Raw genomic sequence first — 15808 nt, 5'->3', positions numbered from 1 at the left:
ATCAGGCGAAGGCGAACCCCGGCTCCGGCTCGGCGTCGTCGGACGAGGATCGCGGCGGCCTGGGCTTTCCGAGGCGTCCGCCCCGCGACCGTGCGCGGCGTCTGATGCGACCCAACACGGTGCTGACAACGCGGGTCGCCAATTCCCGCTGCCGCATCAGGCCACGCCATCCGGCGACAGCGCGTAGGCTGATGGCTAGCACGACCAGATCGAAAATCACGGTCACGTCAAACATCAGCGCCCAGGCGATCATGTCTGGCGCTGCCAAAGCGAACATTCGGGCGCCATCCGCCTCGAACAGAACAATTGCGGCGACGCCCAGCGTCAAGACCAGACAAAGGCCCACCCTCTGTCCTGCGGTCAGACGCGAGAGATGGCGCGCCGGCGCTTCCACGAGCCATCGTTTCAGAGCGATCCCGACAGGTCCCTGGTCAGCAATCGTCAGGACCAGCACGATCAGCAAGAACAGCCACAAAAGCACCAGAACCTCCAACGCGTCGACATGATGTTCGCTCTGCGACATGGCGTGACCAGGCGACGCTTCAAGGCGGCTTCGTGATTTCGAGAACGCGGTTCTGTTGATTTTCTTTCGCAAAAGCGTCTCGCGTTAACGGCCCCTAAGCCATCGGGGGATAAGGCTGTGGGTTCAGCAATGCGAGTTCACGTTGACCGACGTCCTCGACCTTCTTCCGCCCGGCGACCGCCTCGCTCGCCCTAACCTCGCCGAACAGGCGCTGGAAGGGCTGGTGCGCGCAGACGCCTATCGGGCGACCGAGGCCATGCATTGTCGTGTCGCCGTGGCCGACATCCTGTCCGACGTTGACGGTCGGATCGACCAGCTTCTGCATGGCGAGGTCTTCGACGTCCTGGATCGGTCGAACGGACGGGTCTGGGGCCGGGCGCGTCGCGACGGCGTCGTCGGCTGGGTCGTGTTGGACAGTTTGGCGGCCGGCGCGCCGTTGGCGACCCACTGGATCGCCGGCGTGGATGCCGCCCTGCCGCTGAACGCTCTGGTGGTCGAGGCGACGGATGTGGCCGAGGCCGATCTGAAGCCGATCGGCGCATTCGAGGCGGATCTGGTCGCGGTGGCCGAGCGGTTGCTCGGGAGGCCGCATGAACCTGGCGCGCGGTCTTCGATCTCCACCGACTGTTCCGGCCTGGTGCAGCAGGCCCTGCTGGCATGCGGCCTGCCCGGTCCCCGCCGGTCGGACGCACAGGCCCAGATGGGTCGAGCGGCGTCTTCATCGGATCTCCAGCGCGGCGACATCGTCGTCTGGCTGGCGCCGAACGACGATCAGGACTGGACCGGTCATTCGGCGTTGATGCTGGATGGCGAACGCATCATCCACGCGACAGGCGGCAAGGGCGTGGTGATCGAGAGCCTGGCCGAGGTCGAGGCGCGTCTGGTCGCCGAGGGTTTCGCATCCGCCGTCTTCCGTCGGCTCTAGTCCCGCAAGGTCCGCATCGCCCCCAACCGGGCGAAGGCCAGCGTCAGCGCCTTGCGGCGGGCGGGCGCCAAGCTGATCACCGGCGCGTCTCGCACGACCGCCCCGCCGAAACCGTCTGCAACGATCAGGCCCGGTTCGTCGGGCAGGATGTCCTGGGGAAACTCGGGCGCCACGGCGAAGAAGAAGGCGTCGCAGAACGGTTCGTACTCGTGCCATTTGCGATCGACGCGATAGTCCTCGACGCCCGATTTCACCTCGCAGATGACGATGTCGCCCTTGCGCCCGATCGCCATGACATCGGCGCGGCGACCGTTGGGCAGGCAGACTTCCAAAAGCGGTGCATAGCCCATGTCCATCATCAGCCGCGCCGCGCCGCGCGTGACCGAAAGGGTGGTCTCGGGACGGCTGAAGACGAGTTCGAGGTGGGCGACGGCGGACATGCCGACAGCTTATGTTCCGCCTACGTTCCTATCGCAAGCGGCGCCTTAGAGGCCGGTGTGGACCAAGCGGCCGGTGCTGAAGCCCAGGGCGCGCACGCGGCTCAGAATACGGTCGCGCTCAGCCTGCGAGGCATTCTGGTTGCGGTGCCAGATCCACCAGTTCGACTTGTCCGGCAGACCCATGATGGCCCAGCTGTAGTCCGGGGCATGATCATAGACCCAGTAGTTCTGGCCCGCCAAGCCGCCGAAGCTGAGCAGGCCGGTCAGGCTGAACCGGAACTTCGCATTGGTCGTGGTGTCGGTGACGCGGGCGTTGGCGCGCAGCGTCTCGACCTTGCCATCGACGCGCCGGACGCAGGTCACGGCAATGGCGTAGCGGTCGGCGGCGCCCTGCGGCGTGAAGTCGATCTGCGCCCGGCTGCAGTCCTTCTGGACGTTGTTGTGATTGCGCTCGATCTCGAACCATCGGCCGTCGAAGCGGTTCAGATCGACGTTCGACGCCTGGGCGAATGCCGTCGCCGGCAGGACGGCGAGGGCGGCGGAGGCGGCGATCAGGCTGGCGCGGAACATGGGCGTATCCTCGTTCGGTTTGGAAGGGATACGACGCGCCGACGCGTTCGGTTGTGATCAGCGCTTCAGGGGCGTCCGATTGATCGCCCATTCGTCGCGCGTCTGGCCCCACAGATCGATGGCGATGTCCTGGAGAGGTTCGGGCAGGGCGCCCGGCCCGCGATTGCGTGATCCCAGCCGTGTCGCGACCGCCGCCGAGGGCAGGTTCTCGGGCGCGATGCAGTGGATCACGTCGTGCCAGCCCAGCACCTCGAAGGCGTAGTCCATCGTGGCCGCGGCCGCTTCGACGGCATAGCCCTTGCCGGTGGCGTCGCGATGCAGGCTCCAGCCCACCTCGCGGCCGGGCCAGCCATAGGGGTGCAGCGGCCCGATACGGCCGATCCACTGGCCGGTCTCCTTTTCCAGGATGGAGAACATCCCCTCTCCGGTCAGGGCCCACATGCCCGCGACGGTGCAGATCAGGCGCCAGACCTGGGGTGCGGGCTGGACCCCGCCGATGAAGCGGGCGGTCTCGGGATCGGCCATGAACGCGGCCCAGCGGGGAAAGTCCTCAACCGCCGGCGGACGCAGGATCAGCCGCTCGGTCTCCAACGTCGGCCCCAAGGTCACATGGGGCGGCACGGTGTATGCGTCAGTGGTCACAGCAGATACTCCCGTTTCAGTTCGTAATGGCTGCCGCTGTCGGTCAGGGCGCTGGAATACAGGCCGAAGCGGTCGACGCGGATCGGCGGCGAATGCAGCAGATTGTGCCCTGACACCCAGGCGCCGAGCCGGTCGGGATTGGTCTGGGTTTTCAGATAGGCCAGGGTCACATGCGGTTTGTAGGTGCGCGCCTCCATGCCGATCCCGGCGCGTTCTCCGGCGGCCTTGCAGCGCCCGGCGAGAACCGACAGGCGCTCATTGGGCGTTTCGACCCCGGCCCACAGCGTATGGCTGCGGTGGTCGTCGCCAAAACAGCCGACGCCCTTCAGCGCGATTTCGAACGGACCGCCCGTCACGCGCGTCAGCTCCGACGCCAGGTCGTCGGCGCGGCGTTCGTCGATCTCGCCATAGAAGGCGAGCGTGACGTGCAGGGCGTCCAACGGCCGCCACCGTGCGCCGGGCAGGCCCGATTGCCGTCGTCTCAGCGTCTCTGCGACGTCGGGCGGCAGGGTCAGGGCGGTGAACAGACGAAGCATGCGACCGAAAGTAGCGGCCGGAACACAAGCCTCCAAGTCCGGTTTTCCTTGCAGCGCGGGCCTAGGCTCACGATATTCAAAGCCTGTGACCGGAGAAGCCTCTCCGGCCAATCGGAGAAAGTTCGTCGCCATGAGCGATTTCAACAACGGTTACGCCCGTCCTCTGCCGCAGACGGCCGACATGTCGGTCGACGCCGGCCTGCGCAGCTTCATGCTGGGCGTCTACAACAAGCTGGCCCTGGGCCTCGTGGTCGCCGGCGCCCTGGCCTATGTCACCGGCAATGTGCCGGCGGTGCAGCAACTGCTGTTCGTCCAGACGGCGGACGGCCGGATCGGCCTGACGATCCTGGGCATGATCGTCCAGTTTTCGCCGCTGGTGATGCTGTTCGGCTCGATGTTCTTCATGAAGAACCCGACGGCCAAGGGCGTGAACATGCTCTACTGGGCCGTGGTCGCCACGATCGGCGCGGGTCTGGGCATCCTGTTCCTGCGCTATACGGGCGGTTCGCTGGCCACCACCTTCCTGGTGACGGCGGCGGCCTTCGGCGGTCTGAGCCTGGTGGGCTATACGACCAAGAAGGACCTGACCGGCATGGGCACCTTCCTGATCATGGGCGTGATCGGCCTGATCATCGCCTCTATCTTGAACATGTTCCTGCAGTCCGGGACCTTCTACCTGATCATCTCGGGCCTGGGCGTGCTGATCTTCTCGGGCCTGATCGCCTACGACACCCAGCGTCTGAAGATGACCTACTACGCCTTGGGCGGCGACCAGAACGCGATGGGCGTGGCGACCGGCTTCGGCGCTCTGAGCCTGTTCATCAACTTCGTGAACTTGTTCCAATTCCTGCTGGCCTTCATGGGCGGCAACCGGAACTGAAATCGGTCGAAAGACGGATACGGAAAGGGCCCCTCGCGGGGCCCTTTTTGTTTCTACTCTACCACCTGAAACCGGCGGCCGTCGAAGACGCGCAGCACCTGGGTCAGCTCGCGGCCGCGTTTCAGGATCTGGCCGCCTTCGCCGATGACGGCCCACTGGCCCTGGCGGGTCTGGAGGGCGGGGCGCTTTTCGATGCGGTAGAGCGGGGCGTCGCCGCTGCGGCGAAAAACGGCGAACTCGGCGAAATCCTTGTGCCCGACCATGGCGTAGTCGCGCCATTCGCCCAGCGCGACCATGCGGCCATAAACCCTGAGGATCGGGTCCAGTTCGCGGCGGTCGAAGAAGACGGGGCCGGGCGCCGGCGTCGTGTCGTGAGGGTTCAGGCTCATAGGCTCAACTTAGGCCGCTGGCGGCCCCACGCCAGAGGCGGCCAGGAAATCGACGCAGACACGAAATGGCCCCGTTTCGGTCCTTCGCCCGCCCGTATGCGCAACGAAATATCGATCATCGGCTCGTCGGAGTTCGGAAGCGTCCCGGATCCTGAACAGCCCCCCCAGCCCCCCCTGGATGTTTCCAGTTACGGGCTCCGGCGGCCGATGCTTCCTCCAAGCGAGCGCCCGCCCTGCCTTTCCCCTCCCCCTCCCTGGCAAGGCGGGCGTTTCGCTGTCTGGAGCTTGCCAGACAGCGCCCGTCGGCGTCTGACCCTGCCTTAGAGCGACAGGGTCAGGTTCAGGGCCTCTCCATTTCTGAGCACGGTCGCCTCGACCGATCCCGAGGCGCCCTGTAGCGCGATCGCGGCCGCGCGAGCATCGGCGACGGGCGCGCCGGCGATGGCGGTGATCACATCGCCGGCCGTCAGTTCGGCCTGGGCGGCGGGCGAGCCGGCCGCGACGGCCGTGACCTGGGCGCCGCCGTCCTGGTCTCGCAGCGTCGCCCCATAGGCCAGCACCGACTGGGCCCCAACGATCACGGGCTGATCAGCGGGCGTCTCGACCGCCAGCGACGTGGTCGCTTCGCGTCCTGCGCGCAGATAGGAGACGCTGAGGTCCGAGCCCGGCGCGGCGATGCCGATGGTGGCGTTAACCGAACCGGCGTTGGCGACGGGGCGGCCCTGGATCCGGGTGATCACGTCGTTATGGCGCAGGCCCGCGCGTTCGGCCGGCGATCCTGGCGCGACATCGGCGACGACGGCCCCACGCACGATGCCCAGATGTAGTTCGCGCGCGCGCTCGGCGTTCAGCGAGCCGAAGATGGCCCCGGTCGCGCCGCGCTTGACCTCGCCGTTCTTCTTCAACTGGTCGGCGACGTAGAGCATGATCCGCGTCGGCACGGCGAAGGCGATGCCGTCATTGCCCCCGCCCAGACCGCCCGACAGGATCGAGGTGTTGATGCCGATCAGCCGGCCCCGGCTGTCCAGCAGCGGCCCGCCGGAGTTGCCCGAGTTCACGGCCGCGTCGGTCTGGATATAGTCCTCGACCGCATCGCCTAGCCCTGAGCGGTTCAGGCCCGAGATGACGCCCATGGTCAGGGTCTGGTCCAGGCCCAGCGGATAGCCGACCGCGAAGGCCAGATCGCCGGTGCGCAGGGTGTCGGAATCCACCGTTTGGACCTGTTTGAGGTTCAGCGGTCGACCGTCGGGCGTGATGCGCAGCACGGCGATGTCGGTCGCCTTGTCCGCCCCCACGAGCACGGCGTCGAACAGGCGGCCGTCCGTCAGATCGACGGTGAACTTACGCCCGCCCTCGACCACGTGATTGTTGGTGATCACCAGCCCCTCGGCCGCATCGACGATGACGCCGGAGCCGGAGGCGTAGGGTTTGGGATCGGCCGCGTCCGAACTTGGACCACGCGATTGGCCCAGGGTCGTGACCTGAACCACCGCCGGAAGCGAGCCCTCGAGCCCCGACGAGAAGCTGAAGACGCCGCGCCGGGCGTCATAGGGCAGGCCTGCCGCGCCGGATTGCGCCAGCACCGGCGTCGCCGAGGCCATCAGGGCCAGGGCGACGGCCATGGAAGAGGCGGGCGAAAGGCGGATCGGCATGGGCATTTCCTTGATCGGACGCCGACCCTAGACCGAGTTTTCGTTTCTGACGATGGGTCTGAAGCGGGCAGGTGGCGTGTCGGTCACGTCCAATGAACAGATCACGATGGGGGTTGCGTCGTCGGCCGTCCGGCGTGACCATGGATGTTGAGAAAACAGGGAAGGCCGCCGCCATGAGTCAGACGACGATCGACCGCCGCCGTTCGGGTTCGACCGCCTTCGACCGCCTGTTCCGCGACCATCCGCGCGAGGTCGACGAGACCTATCTCCAGCACATGGTCGCCTCGGCCGGTTTCGGCTTCAAGCTGCTGGGTCTGGCGGGCGCCGCCTTCGCCCACGCGATCGTGCCGGGCGTGCACAAGGCCACCGTCTCGACCGCGATCCGCAGCATGGCCAAGGACATGGGCGGTCGGGCCGAGGAGGCGCGTGAGACGCGGATGCGCGACGCCGGCGTCTGGGACGTGGGGCTCTAGGGCGGTCGAATCCGCCGCGGCCATGCAATCGCCGGGATCCGTGCTATATAGCCCGGCTCAACCTCACGCAGGATCGCCGCCTTGAGCATCACGCTCGATCTTTCGCGCGTCTCTAACGCGCCCGCCGTCAAGGCCCCCGTCAACCTCAGCGGTCTGACGCGCGCCGGCCTGCGACAGGCCCTGATCGACGCGAACGTCTGTCCGCCCGAGAAGGCCAAGATGCGCGCCAGCCAGGTGTGGAGCTGGATCCACCACTATGGCGTGACCGAGTTTTCGGCCATGAGCAATGTCGCCAAGGACATGCAGGCCAAGCTGGCCGAGCATTTCACCCTGGCGCGCCCCGAGGTCGTCGAACGCCAGGTGTCCAAGGACGGCACGCGCAAATGGCTGATCCGCACCGCGCCGGGCATCGAGATCGAGACCGTCTATATTCCCGACGTGGGCCGGGCCGGCGCCCTGTGCGTGTCCAGCCAGGTCGGCTGCACCCTGAACTGCACCTTCTGCCACACCGGCACGCAGAAGCTGGTGCGCAACCTGACCGCCGCCGAGATCGTGGCCCAGGTCCAGGTGGCGCGCGACGACCTTGAGGAATGGCCGTCGCCCAAGGAAGACCGGCGCCTGTCCAACATCGTCTTCATGGGCATGGGCGAGCCGCTCTACAATCTGGACCACGTCGCCGACGCCATCGACATCATCTCGGACAATGAGGGCATCGCCCTGTCGCGTCGTCGGATCACGGTCTCGACCTCGGGCGTGGTGCCGCAGCTTCAGGCCTTGGGCGACCGAACGGCGGCCATGCTGGCCATCAGCCTGCACGCCACCAATGACGCGCTTCGCGACGTGCTGGTGCCGCTGAACAAGAAGTACCCGCTGGACCAGCTGATGGCGGCGATCCGGGCCTATCCGGGCCTGTCGAACGCGCGGCGGGTGACGTTCGAATACGTCATGCTGAAGGGCGTCAACGACAGCCCCGAAGAGGCGCGCGCCCTGCTGAAGCTGATCGAGGGCATTCCGGCCAAGATCAACCTGATCCCGTTCAACCCTTGGCCCGGCGTCGAATACGAATGCTCGGACTGGAAGACGATCGAGCGCTTCGCCGCCATCCTGAACAAGGCCGGCTACGCCTCGCCCATCCGCACCCCCCGCGGCCGCGACATCCTGGCCGCCTGCGGCCAGCTGAAGTCCGAAAGCGAAAAGGTCAGGGCTTCTGCTCTGCGTAAGGCGGAACAGGCGGCGGCTTGATCCTCGTGTCCTCTCTTGATGAGAGGGCACAACCTTCGGACACATAATGTCACGCAGTGTGTCCCCGGCGCGCTTGCGGATTGGGGCGACAATCGGGCAAGGCGTCTGGGTATGGACCCGTCCTTGTCGAACGTCCTTTCCAGCGCCGAGGTGCAGGCTTTCGCCTCGGGCTTCCCGGTCATGGTGATGCACCTGATCGTGACCCTGCTGCTGCTCGCGGCGGGGGCGACGGTCTATGCGCTGCTGACGCCGTGGAAGGAGGTCGCCCTAATCCGTCAAGGCAATGTCGCCGCCGCCATAGCCTTCGCCGGCATTCTGGTGGGATTGGCGGTGCCGCTGGCGGTGTCGCTGTCGGTGTCGACCTCGGTGCGCGACATCGCCATCTGGGGCGTGGCGACCGTGGTGCTGCAGCTTCTGGCCTTCCGGGTCGTGGACCTGCTGCTGACGGGCCTGCCAGAGCGGATCCGCCACGGCGAGATTTCGGCGGCGGTGGTGCTGCTGGGCGCTAAGCTGGCGACGGCCGTCATCCTGTCCGCCGCGCTGACCGGCTGATCGGCCGGAGCGATGCAGTTTCCCCGCCTGCCGGACTGGGCCATCTATGGAGCGGTGGCGGCCGTGTTTCTGGCGGTGTCTCTGGGGCGACGCGAGAACGCCGATGCGCCGCCGGTCGCGGAGGCGGGGTCCGATGGCGCCGAGGGCGCCCTGCTAGGTCCCATCACCCCCTTTGACGCCGCCGTCACCGTCGATGCGGGCGAGGCGCCGTTCAAGCCGTCGTCGGGCACGGCCTTCTCCATCGCAGGACGGGGGCGCTGGGTGACGGCCCGCCATGTCGTCGAGGGGTGCCGCAAGCCGGCGCTGGTGGTCGGCGAGGGGCGGGCGGTCGCGGCCGACGTCCGTCTGGCGCCGCGCGCCGACGTCGCCTTGCTGATCACCGACGGCGGGCCGGCGGCCCTGCCGGTCGCGGTCGAGGCGCCCCTGCGCAAGGGCCAGCGCGCCTTTCATCCAGGCTTTCCTCAAGGGCGTCCCGGCGAGGTGACGTCTCGCCTGCTGGGGCGCGAGACCTTGAAGGTCTTCGGGCGCGGCGCGCGCGACGAGCCGGTGCTGTCCTGGGCCGAGGTCGGGCGCACCAACGGGCTTGAGGGCACATTGTCAGGCCTGTCCGGCGCGCCGGCCCTGGATGCGCAGGGCCGCGTCGTGGGCGTCACCATCGCCGAGGCGCCGAGGCGGGGCCGGATCTATACGACGGCGCCGGAGACCTTCGGTCCGGCGATCCGCGGCGAACAGACGCCAGCCGACGACGCGCGCGGCCAGGCCATCACGACCGAAGACTACGGCCAGGTGTCCAACCGCCTGAGGCGCGACCTGCGTGTGGCCCAGGTGGTGTGTCTGTCGGCCTAGCGGACGGAAATTGCACCCGACGAAAAGCGTGCAATGGCGTGCAATTCGGCGCCAAGAGACGGAAATCGCAGGGATAAATCTGCGCTCGCATTGCACGGGTGCAATTGTCGAGGCAGGTCGGCCCGGCCTTGAGACCCAAGGTCGCGTCGTGGGCAGATCGCGATGTCAAAGATCGGGGATGGATCATATCCCCAATCGAAGCCCGTATGGATGATTGTCGACGGCGGCCCGAAAGTCCCTGAAAAGAGACGACTTCGATCCTGAAACTAGGACGGCTGGCGGCCGACCCCCTCCTTCGCCGCCAGGGGAAGGAGGAGGCTTGCCGATCCGGCCTTACTCCAGCGATCCGCTGTTCAGGTTCAGGGCGCCGGCCTCGATGACTTCGAGGTTGGGGTGTTTGGCGCGCAGATCGTCCAGGAACTTCGAGCCGTCGCCGACGATGACCAGACTGGCGCGATTGACCGGGAGGTGTTCGGCGAAGGCGGCCTCGACCTGTTCCGGCGTGACGGCGCGAACCCGGCCGGCGTAGTCGGCGAGGTCGCTCATCGGCAGATCATAGAGCGCCAGGTTGGCGACCAGGGCGCCCAGGCCGTCCACCGTCTCCAGCGAGCGGCCGAAGCCGCCGATCAGGGTGGCGCGGCGCGGGGCCAGATCGGCCTGGGTCGGGGTCTCGGTTCCCAGCTTGGCGATCTCGGCCAGGATCAGATCGGCGACCTCGTCGGCGGTCTCGTTCTTGGTCTGGGTCGAGGCGGTGAACAGGCCCGCATCCGCCCGTGCGCCCAGCGACGACGAGGCGCCGTAGGACAGACCGCGCTTGATGCGGATTTCCTGGTTCAGGCGCGACGAGAAGCCGCCGCCCAGCAGGGTGTTGCCGACCGTCAGGGGGAAGAAGTCCGCATCGGTGCGCGACACGCCGCGAACGGCGGCGACGACCGCGGCCTGACCGGCGCCGGGCTGGTTCACCACGACGATGCGCGGCGCCAGGGGTTGACCGGCCGGATTGGTCGCAGCGGCCGGGGCCGCGCCGGCTGGGCGCCAGTCGCCGAACGCCTGTTGCGCCAGGGCGCGGGCGGCGGCCGGCGTGATGTCGCCCGAGAAGACCAGGGTCGCGTCCGACGGCCGATAGCGGGCGGCGTGGAAGGCGGCGACGTCGGCCGCCGTGATGGCCGGAACCGTCTGCTGAGTGATCGTCGCGCCATAGGGGGCGTCGCCGTAGATGACGCGGCCGACCGTCATGCCGGCGATGGACGCCGGCTGGCTGAGGGCGACGCGCAGGCCGTCCAGGGTCTGGGCCTGCTGACGTTCAAGCTCTTCGCCGGCGAAGGTCGGGTTCTTCACCAGATCGGCCATCAGGGCGACGGTCGCCGGGAAGGCGTTCGACGGCGCGTTGGCGTAGACGTTCGAGAAATCGACCCCGGCTGATGCGCCCACGCTGGCGCCCAGCTGTTCGATCTGGGTGGCGATTTCGGGCGCGGTTTTGGTCTTGGTGCCCTGGGTCAGAAGGGCGGCGGTCATGGCGGCGACGCCGGCCTTGCCCGTCGGATCATCCGACGAACCGGCGTCGAAGCTGAGGCGGGCCGAGACCAGCGGCACGCCGTCGGTCGGGGCGACCAGGACGCGCAGGCCGTTGTCCAGGCGGAAGTCGGCGACGGTCGGCGTCACGGGTGCGACCTCGGCGCCCGGCTGAGGCAGGGGCTTGCGCTCCGCCTCGGGCAGGAGGACGGCGGGCGGGCCGGCGGGGGCCAGGTCGGCGACCTTCACGGGGGCGTCCACGTTCATCTTCTGGACCGAGGCGGGGTTCTGATCGTCGGCGGCCAGGAAGGTGATCGTCGACTGGCGCTGCGGCGTCAGATATTTGCGGGCGACGCGCTGAATGTCGGCGACGGTGACGGCCTGGATCTGGGCGACCTCTTCGTCCGCGGCGGCGGCCGAGCCGGTGTTGATCAGCGAGAAGCCCAGGGCGGTCGCGCGGTCGTCCACCGTTTCGCGGCTGCGCAGCGTATTGGCGACGATCTCGTTCTTGGCCTCGTCCAGTTCAGCGGCGCTGACAGGCGTGTCGCGCAGCTTGCCGATTTCTTCGTTCAGGGCGGCGATGCCTTCCTCGGCCGTGTGACCTTGGGCCATGATCGCCAGGGCGGACAGATTGCCGGCCTGCTGCGAGAAGTCGGGGGTCGAGCCGATCTGGGCCGCGATCTGCTTGTCATAGACCAGCGAGCGATACAGGCGGCTGGATTCGCCGGTGGACAGGATGCCGTCCAGAACGGTCAGGGCGGCGCGGTCGGCGTCAGCGTATTTCACCGTCGGCCAGGCGACGACGGCGGCCGGCAGCGGCACGTTCGGCGCATAGTAGGTAACGTTGCGCGGACCCGTCGGCTCGGGCTCGACGACATTGTTGGTCGGGATCGGCGTGGTCGGATTTTTCAGCGGGCCGAAATACTGATCCACCCAGCGGTCCAGTTGAGCCTGGTCGAAGTTGCCGGCCACGATAAGATAGGCGGCGTCGGGACGATAATAGGTGGCGTGGAAGCGGCGAACGTCTTCCAGCGACGAGGCCTCCAGCTCCTCGATCGAGCCGATGCCCGGACGGCGATAGGGGCTGTCCTGATAGATGGTCTCGGGCACGAACAGGCCGAACAGGCGGCCGTAGGGGTTTGCGAGAATCCGCTGGCGGTATTCCTCCTTCACCACGTCGCGCTCGGCGACGAACGTCGGTTCGTCCACGACCAGCGAGCCCATGCGGTCGGCCTCGGCGAACAGCATCCGCTCCAGATGGTTGGCGGGCACAGTCTCGAAATAGGCGGTGGTGTCGTCGGCGGTGAAGGCGTTGTTGGAACCGCCCACGTCCTCGGTCAGCCGGTCGAAGGTCTCGGGCGGCAGGTTGGTGGTCGATTTGAACATCAGGTGTTCGAACAGGTGGGCGAAGCCCGAACGGCCGGCCGGATCATCCTTGGAGCCCACCTTGTACCAGACCTGGACCGTGACGTTCGAGGTGTCGGCGTCACGCGCCGAATAGACTTCCAGGCCGTTCGACAGAACGCGCTTGGTGAAGCCCAGCGGCGGCACGGTCACGCCCTGCGGCGCCTGACCGGTCGATTGAACGGCGGCTGCGGCGGGCGCGGTGCCCTCTGCAAAGGCGGGGGCGGCGAGGCCGAGAAGGAGGGCCGAGGCGGCAGCTGTGGCGATCAGGCGGGATTTCATGAGAGGCTCCGAAGCCCGGAACGCCGGGCGCCGAGACCGTATCAGCGATTGGGCGTCTTGCACCTTACCGAGCTGTAATGAACCGGATAAGGCGCGGGTCGTTCATGGACAAACCCCCGACGGCGCTCTATTCGCCAATAGGTCGCATCTCAGCGACCACCCAAGCCGAGGACGCGTGCCGAGACGAGCGAAAGCGACTTCTGTCTCCGACGAAAAGATCGCGGTCTGGGCCTTTGTCCTGCAAAATATGGTTACTCCGCCCGCCGTGCTCTACGGCAGCTGGGCGGCCGCCGGACTGATCCTGGCGGCCCTCGGCCAGCCGTGGGTGGGGCTGGGGTTCGCCCTCGTCGGCATGGCGTTCGACGCCTGGGCGCAGGGGCGGGTCAGACGATACCAGAAGGCTGAGGCGCCCGTTGCGGGCTGGCCCCCGCTGCTGATAGCCATCGTGGCGATCCGGTTCGCCCTGGGGGTGTCGGGGCCGCTGGTCGCCTGGCTGATGAACCCCCGCGCCGATGTGATGCTGGTGGTGGTGCTGATCCAGGTCTGGTCGATCGGTGTGGCCTTCGTTCAGTTCAGCGCGGCGCCACGGCTGTTGGCGCTGGCGGCGGCGCCGATTTGTGCGACCGTGCTGGTGGTCATCTATCCCTCGCTGATCGGGCCGCACGGCCTGGCGGTGGCGGCGGCCTTCGTCATGCTGGCGACGATCCTGTTCATCATCTCGCGCGCGACCCACGCCTTGTGGTGCGATCTGTTCGCGGCGGACCAGCGCAACAAGGCGTTGCTGATGGACGTGCAGGCGGCGCATGAGGCGGCCGTGCGGGACCGCGACGCCGCCCGATGCGCGCGTCAGGAGGCGGACGAGGCCAATGCCGCCAAGTCCCGCTTCCTGGCCAATATGAGCCATGAAATTCGCACCCCTCTGAACGGCGTCATCGGCATGGCGCAGATCATGGCGGGCGACGCGCTGGAGGATCGGCAGAAGACGCGACTGGAGATCCTGGACCGGTCGGCCCACACCCTGCTGGACCTGATCAACCAGATTCTGGACCTGTCGCGGATCGAGGAGGGGCGGCTGGAGATCGTGCCGCAGCCCATCGATGCGGACGCTCTTGTCCACGAGGTCACAGAGACCTTGAGGCCTTTGGCCGAAAGCAAGGGCCTGGCCTTCCACGTCGTGTCACCGGGCCTGGGCTGGGTCAGCGCCGACGCGGTCCGGCTGCGCCAGATCCTTTTCAACCTGCTATCCAACGCCATCAAGTTCACGGCCGAGGGGCAGGTGGCGCTGGAGGTCGCGCTGACGGACGCCGGGGCGGTGTTCCGCGTGTCGGACACCGGGCGGGGCATACCGGCGGACCAGATCGGTCAGCTCTTTACGCGCTTCGCCCAGATCGAGGCAGCGGCCGTCGACCGGCGCGACGGGGCCGGGCTGGGCCTGTCGATCGTGGCGACCCTGGTGGACCTGATGGGCGGCCGGATCAAGGTGGAGAGCGAGGCGGGCGAAGGGGCGACCTTCGTCGTCACGCTGCCGCTGACGCCAGCGCAGCCCGTGCAGGCCGGTGAGGATGCGCCGGACGCCCAGCCGGAGCGGGCGCTGCGGGTGCTGGTCGCCGAGGACCACCCGGTCAATCAGCAGGTGATCCGAGGCCTTCTGGGTCAGGTCGGGATCGAGGTCGAGATCGTCGATGATGGAGTTCAGGCGGTCGAAGCGACGCAAACGCGCGACTGGGATCTGATCCTGATGGATGTGCAGATGCCGAACATGGACGGTCCGACGGCGACACGGACGATCCGGCAACGCGAGGCCGACCAGGGGCTGGTCCGCACGCCGATCATCGCCCTGACGGCCAATGCGATGGTGGAGCAGGTCGAGAGCTATCTGGCGGCGGGCATGGATGCGGTGGTCAGCAAGCCTGTCGATCTAAAGGTTCTGCTGACCGCCATTTCCGACGTGATGTCCGCAAAGACCTAGTCGCGGAAGACCTGGACGCCGATCTCGCCGGCGGGGGTCAGCCAAGCGTGCTTCATGCCCTGGCTGTTGAAGGGGGCGGCGATGTTTCCGGCGGCGTCCAGGGCGATCATGCCGCCGTCGCCGCCCATCTGACCGATCTCATCGATGACGGCCTGGGTCGCCTCGGCCAGCGACTGGCCGGCGGCGACGCGCCAAGCGACCTGGGCGGAGGCGGCGACGCGGATGAAATATTCGCCCTGGCCGGTGCAGGAGGTCGCGGCGTAGGCGTCCGCCCAGGTTCCGGCGGCGGGGATCGGAGTGTCGCCGACGCGGCCTGGCATCTTGCCGAAGACGCCGGCGGTCGAGGTGGCAGCGGCGAGACGGCCCTGGCTGTCCAGCACGCAGGCGCCGACAGTGCCGTGGCTGAGCGTGCCGGGTGGATGGTTGTCCTCACCCTTGCCCGCGCCGGTGAACCAGGCGGCCTCGTCGGCGATGAGCTCCAGCCCCTGGTCGTGGGCGAACAGGGCCGCGCCGTCGCCCGCCAGCATGATATGCGGCGTCTTCTCCATCACCGCGCGCGCGGCGACGACGGGGTTGCGGAAGCCTTGCAGGGCGGCGACGGCGCCTGCGCGTTTGGTCGATCCGTCCATGATGCTGGCGTCCAGCTCATAGGCGCCGGCCAGATTGGGCGAGGCGCCCTTGCCCGCGACGTAAAGACCGGAATCCTCCAGCATGACGACGGCAGCGGTGGCCACGTCCAGGGCGCTGTCGCCCGACTCCAGCCGAACCTTCATGGCCTCGACCACCTCGCGCATATGCACGACCTCGGCGTCGTAGTTGCGTTCGCGCCGGGCGCCGGCGCCGCCGTGGAGGATGAGGGCGGTCATGTCGTCTTCCTGAGCCTTGTCTTTATCGCCTCTTTCAAACGGGCGTGGCGCTCTTTAGCGTCGCGATGAAGGCCGCGCCATGTCGGTCCAGGGAAAACGGCCTCA

16 protein-coding genes are annotated in these 15808 nt (G+C 67.7%); 7 read left to right on the top strand and 9 right to left on the bottom strand.

Going from position 1 to position 15808, the window contains the following annotated elements; genetic code table 11:
• Window position 1 precedes the first annotated feature (1 nt).
• Window positions 2-523 carry a hypothetical protein gene (locus tag A4249_RS12915; RefSeq protein WP_066553271.1) on the bottom strand — a complete coding sequence of 174 codons (522 nt, stop codon included), beginning with the start codon at window positions 521-523 and terminating at the stop codon, window positions 2-4.
• A 142-nt stretch (window positions 524-665) separates the two neighbouring features.
• Here A4249_RS12915 and A4249_RS12910 point away from each other — a divergent pair, with 142 nt between their 5' ends.
• Window positions 666-1448 carry a C40 family peptidase gene (locus A4249_RS12910; protein ID WP_066553269.1) on the top strand — a complete coding sequence of 261 codons (783 nt, stop codon included), beginning with the start codon at window positions 666-668 and terminating at the stop codon, window positions 1446-1448.
• Here A4249_RS12910 and mmcB read toward each other — a convergent pair.
• The 4 genes from mmcB to thpR are packed head-to-tail and all read right to left on the bottom strand — an operon-like array spanning window position 1445 to window position 3636.
• Window positions 1445-1888, bottom strand: a complete 444-nt coding sequence (mmcB, locus tag A4249_RS12905) for a DNA repair putative endonuclease MmcB (RefSeq protein WP_066553266.1) — start codon at window positions 1886-1888, stop codon at window positions 1445-1447. The two genes, A4249_RS12910 and mmcB, sit on opposite strands and share 4 nt — an antisense overlap.
• A gap of 45 nt (window positions 1889-1933) precedes the next feature.
• Entirely contained in the window at window positions 1934-2458 is a 525-nt protein-coding gene (locus A4249_RS12900; protein WP_066553264.1) for a lipocalin family protein, read from the bottom strand.
• A 57-nt stretch (window positions 2459-2515) separates the two neighbouring features.
• Window positions 2516-3100 carry a GNAT family N-acetyltransferase gene (locus A4249_RS12895; protein WP_082854158.1) on the bottom strand — a complete coding sequence of 195 codons (585 nt, stop codon included), beginning with the start codon at window positions 3098-3100 and terminating at the stop codon, window positions 2516-2518.
• On the bottom strand, window positions 3097-3636 hold the full coding sequence (gene thpR, locus A4249_RS12890) for an RNA 2',3'-cyclic phosphodiesterase (protein WP_066553261.1): 540 nt from the start codon (window positions 3634-3636) through the stop codon (window positions 3097-3099). The genes A4249_RS12895 and thpR overlap by 4 nt, the downstream gene beginning before the upstream one ends.
• A gap of 130 nt (window positions 3637-3766) precedes the next feature.
• Here thpR and A4249_RS12885 point away from each other — a divergent pair, with 130 nt between their 5' ends.
• Window positions 3767-4516, top strand: coding sequence for a Bax inhibitor-1/YccA family protein (locus A4249_RS12885; protein WP_066553258.1), 750 nt, complete (start codon window positions 3767-3769; stop codon window positions 4514-4516).
• Between the two features lie 53 nt (window positions 4517-4569).
• Here the strand turns inward: A4249_RS12885 and A4249_RS12880 are convergent, their stop codons facing one another.
• Entirely contained in the window at window positions 4570-4905 is a 336-nt protein-coding gene (locus A4249_RS12880; RefSeq protein ID WP_066553255.1) for a DUF2794 domain-containing protein, read from the bottom strand.
• Between the two features lie 320 nt (window positions 4906-5225).
• Window positions 5226-6557, bottom strand: a complete 1332-nt coding sequence (locus A4249_RS12875; protein ID WP_197458387.1) for a trypsin-like peptidase domain-containing protein — start codon at window positions 6555-6557, stop codon at window positions 5226-5228.
• A 173-nt stretch (window positions 6558-6730) separates the two neighbouring features.
• Between A4249_RS12875 and A4249_RS12870 the strand changes: the two genes are divergently transcribed.
• From A4249_RS12870 to A4249_RS12855, 4 genes are all read left to right on the top strand, one after another.
• The gene (locus A4249_RS12870) at window positions 6731-7030 is read left to right on the top strand and encodes a DUF6356 family protein (RefSeq protein ID WP_055807241.1); all 300 of its coding nucleotides are present in this window, start codon (window positions 6731-6733) and stop codon (window positions 7028-7030) included.
• A gap of 81 nt (window positions 7031-7111) precedes the next feature.
• Window positions 7112-8272: a 23S rRNA (adenine(2503)-C(2))-methyltransferase RlmN gene (gene rlmN / locus A4249_RS12865; RefSeq protein WP_066553234.1), complete on the top strand. Its 1161-nt coding sequence runs from the start codon at window positions 7112-7114 to the stop codon at window positions 8270-8272.
• A gap of 111 nt (window positions 8273-8383) precedes the next feature.
• The gene (locus A4249_RS12860; RefSeq protein WP_017506264.1) at window positions 8384-8824 is read left to right on the top strand and encodes a DUF350 domain-containing protein; all 441 of its coding nucleotides are present in this window, start codon (window positions 8384-8386) and stop codon (window positions 8822-8824) included.
• 12 nt (window positions 8825-8836) lie between these two features.
• Complete coding sequence (locus A4249_RS12855; protein WP_066553224.1) at window positions 8837-9670, top strand: S1 family peptidase; 834 nt, start codon at window positions 8837-8839, stop codon at window positions 9668-9670.
• Window positions 9671-10003: 333 nt separating this feature from the next.
• Here the strand turns inward: A4249_RS12855 and A4249_RS12850 are convergent, their stop codons facing one another.
• Window positions 10004-12868 carry a M16 family metallopeptidase gene (locus A4249_RS12850; RefSeq protein WP_066553217.1) on the bottom strand — a complete coding sequence of 955 codons (2865 nt, stop codon included), beginning with the start codon at window positions 12866-12868 and terminating at the stop codon, window positions 10004-10006.
• A gap of 247 nt (window positions 12869-13115) precedes the next feature.
• Between A4249_RS12850 and A4249_RS12845 the strand changes: the two genes are divergently transcribed.
• Complete coding sequence (locus A4249_RS12845) at window positions 13116-14837, top strand: ATP-binding protein (protein WP_066553215.1); 1722 nt, start codon at window positions 13116-13118, stop codon at window positions 14835-14837.
• On the opposite strand, the gene A4249_RS12840 is transcribed toward A4249_RS12845, so the two are convergent.
• The gene (locus tag A4249_RS12840) at window positions 14834-15703 is read right to left on the bottom strand and encodes an isoaspartyl peptidase/L-asparaginase family protein (RefSeq protein ID WP_066553213.1); all 870 of its coding nucleotides are present in this window, start codon (window positions 15701-15703) and stop codon (window positions 14834-14836) included. The two genes, A4249_RS12845 and A4249_RS12840, sit on opposite strands and share 4 nt — an antisense overlap.
• Between the last annotated feature and the right edge of the window lie 105 nt (window positions 15704-15808).

It is taken from the genome of Brevundimonas sp. GW460-12-10-14-LB2, assembly GCF_001636925.1.
Lineage (GTDB): Bacteria > Pseudomonadota > Alphaproteobacteria > Caulobacterales > Caulobacteraceae > Brevundimonas > Brevundimonas vesicularis.
This window is presented reverse-complemented; position numbering and strand designations above follow the sequence as displayed.

Coding starts and splice junctions, on each gene's coding strand:
- A4249_RS12915 (WP_066553271.1), bottom strand. CDS start 523: ATGTCGCAGAGCGAACATCATGTCGACGCGTTGGAGGTTCTGGTGCTT.
- A4249_RS12900 (WP_066553264.1), bottom strand. CDS start 2,458: ATGTTCCGCGCCAGCCTGATCGCCGCCTCCGCCGCCCTCGCCGTCCTG.
- mmcB (WP_066553266.1), bottom strand. CDS start 1,888: ATGTCCGCCGTCGCCCACCTCGAACTCGTCTTCAGCCGTCCCGAGACC.
- A4249_RS12855 (WP_066553224.1), top strand. CDS start 8,837: ATGCAGTTTCCCCGCCTGCCGGACTGGGCCATCTATGGAGCGGTGGCG.
- A4249_RS12870 (WP_055807241.1), top strand. CDS start 6,731: ATGAGTCAGACGACGATCGACCGCCGCCGTTCGGGTTCGACCGCCTTC.
- A4249_RS12875 (WP_197458387.1), bottom strand. CDS start 6,557: ATGCCGATCCGCCTTTCGCCCGCCTCTTCCATGGCCGTCGCCCTGGCC.
- A4249_RS12880 (WP_066553255.1), bottom strand. CDS start 4,905: ATGAGCCTGAACCCTCACGACACGACGCCGGCGCCCGGCCCCGTCTTC.
- A4249_RS12860 (WP_017506264.1), top strand. CDS start 8,384: ATGGACCCGTCCTTGTCGAACGTCCTTTCCAGCGCCGAGGTGCAGGCT.
- A4249_RS12885 (WP_066553258.1), top strand. CDS start 3,767: ATGAGCGATTTCAACAACGGTTACGCCCGTCCTCTGCCGCAGACGGCC.
- A4249_RS12840 (WP_066553213.1), bottom strand. CDS start 15,703: ATGACCGCCCTCATCCTCCACGGCGGCGCCGGCGCCCGGCGCGAACGC.
- A4249_RS12850 (WP_066553217.1), bottom strand. CDS start 12,868: ATGAAATCCCGCCTGATCGCCACAGCTGCCGCCTCGGCCCTCCTTCTC.
- A4249_RS12845 (WP_066553215.1), top strand. CDS start 13,116: ATGGTTACTCCGCCCGCCGTGCTCTACGGCAGCTGGGCGGCCGCCGGA.
- thpR (WP_066553261.1), bottom strand. CDS start 3,636: ATGCTTCGTCTGTTCACCGCCCTGACCCTGCCGCCCGACGTCGCAGAG.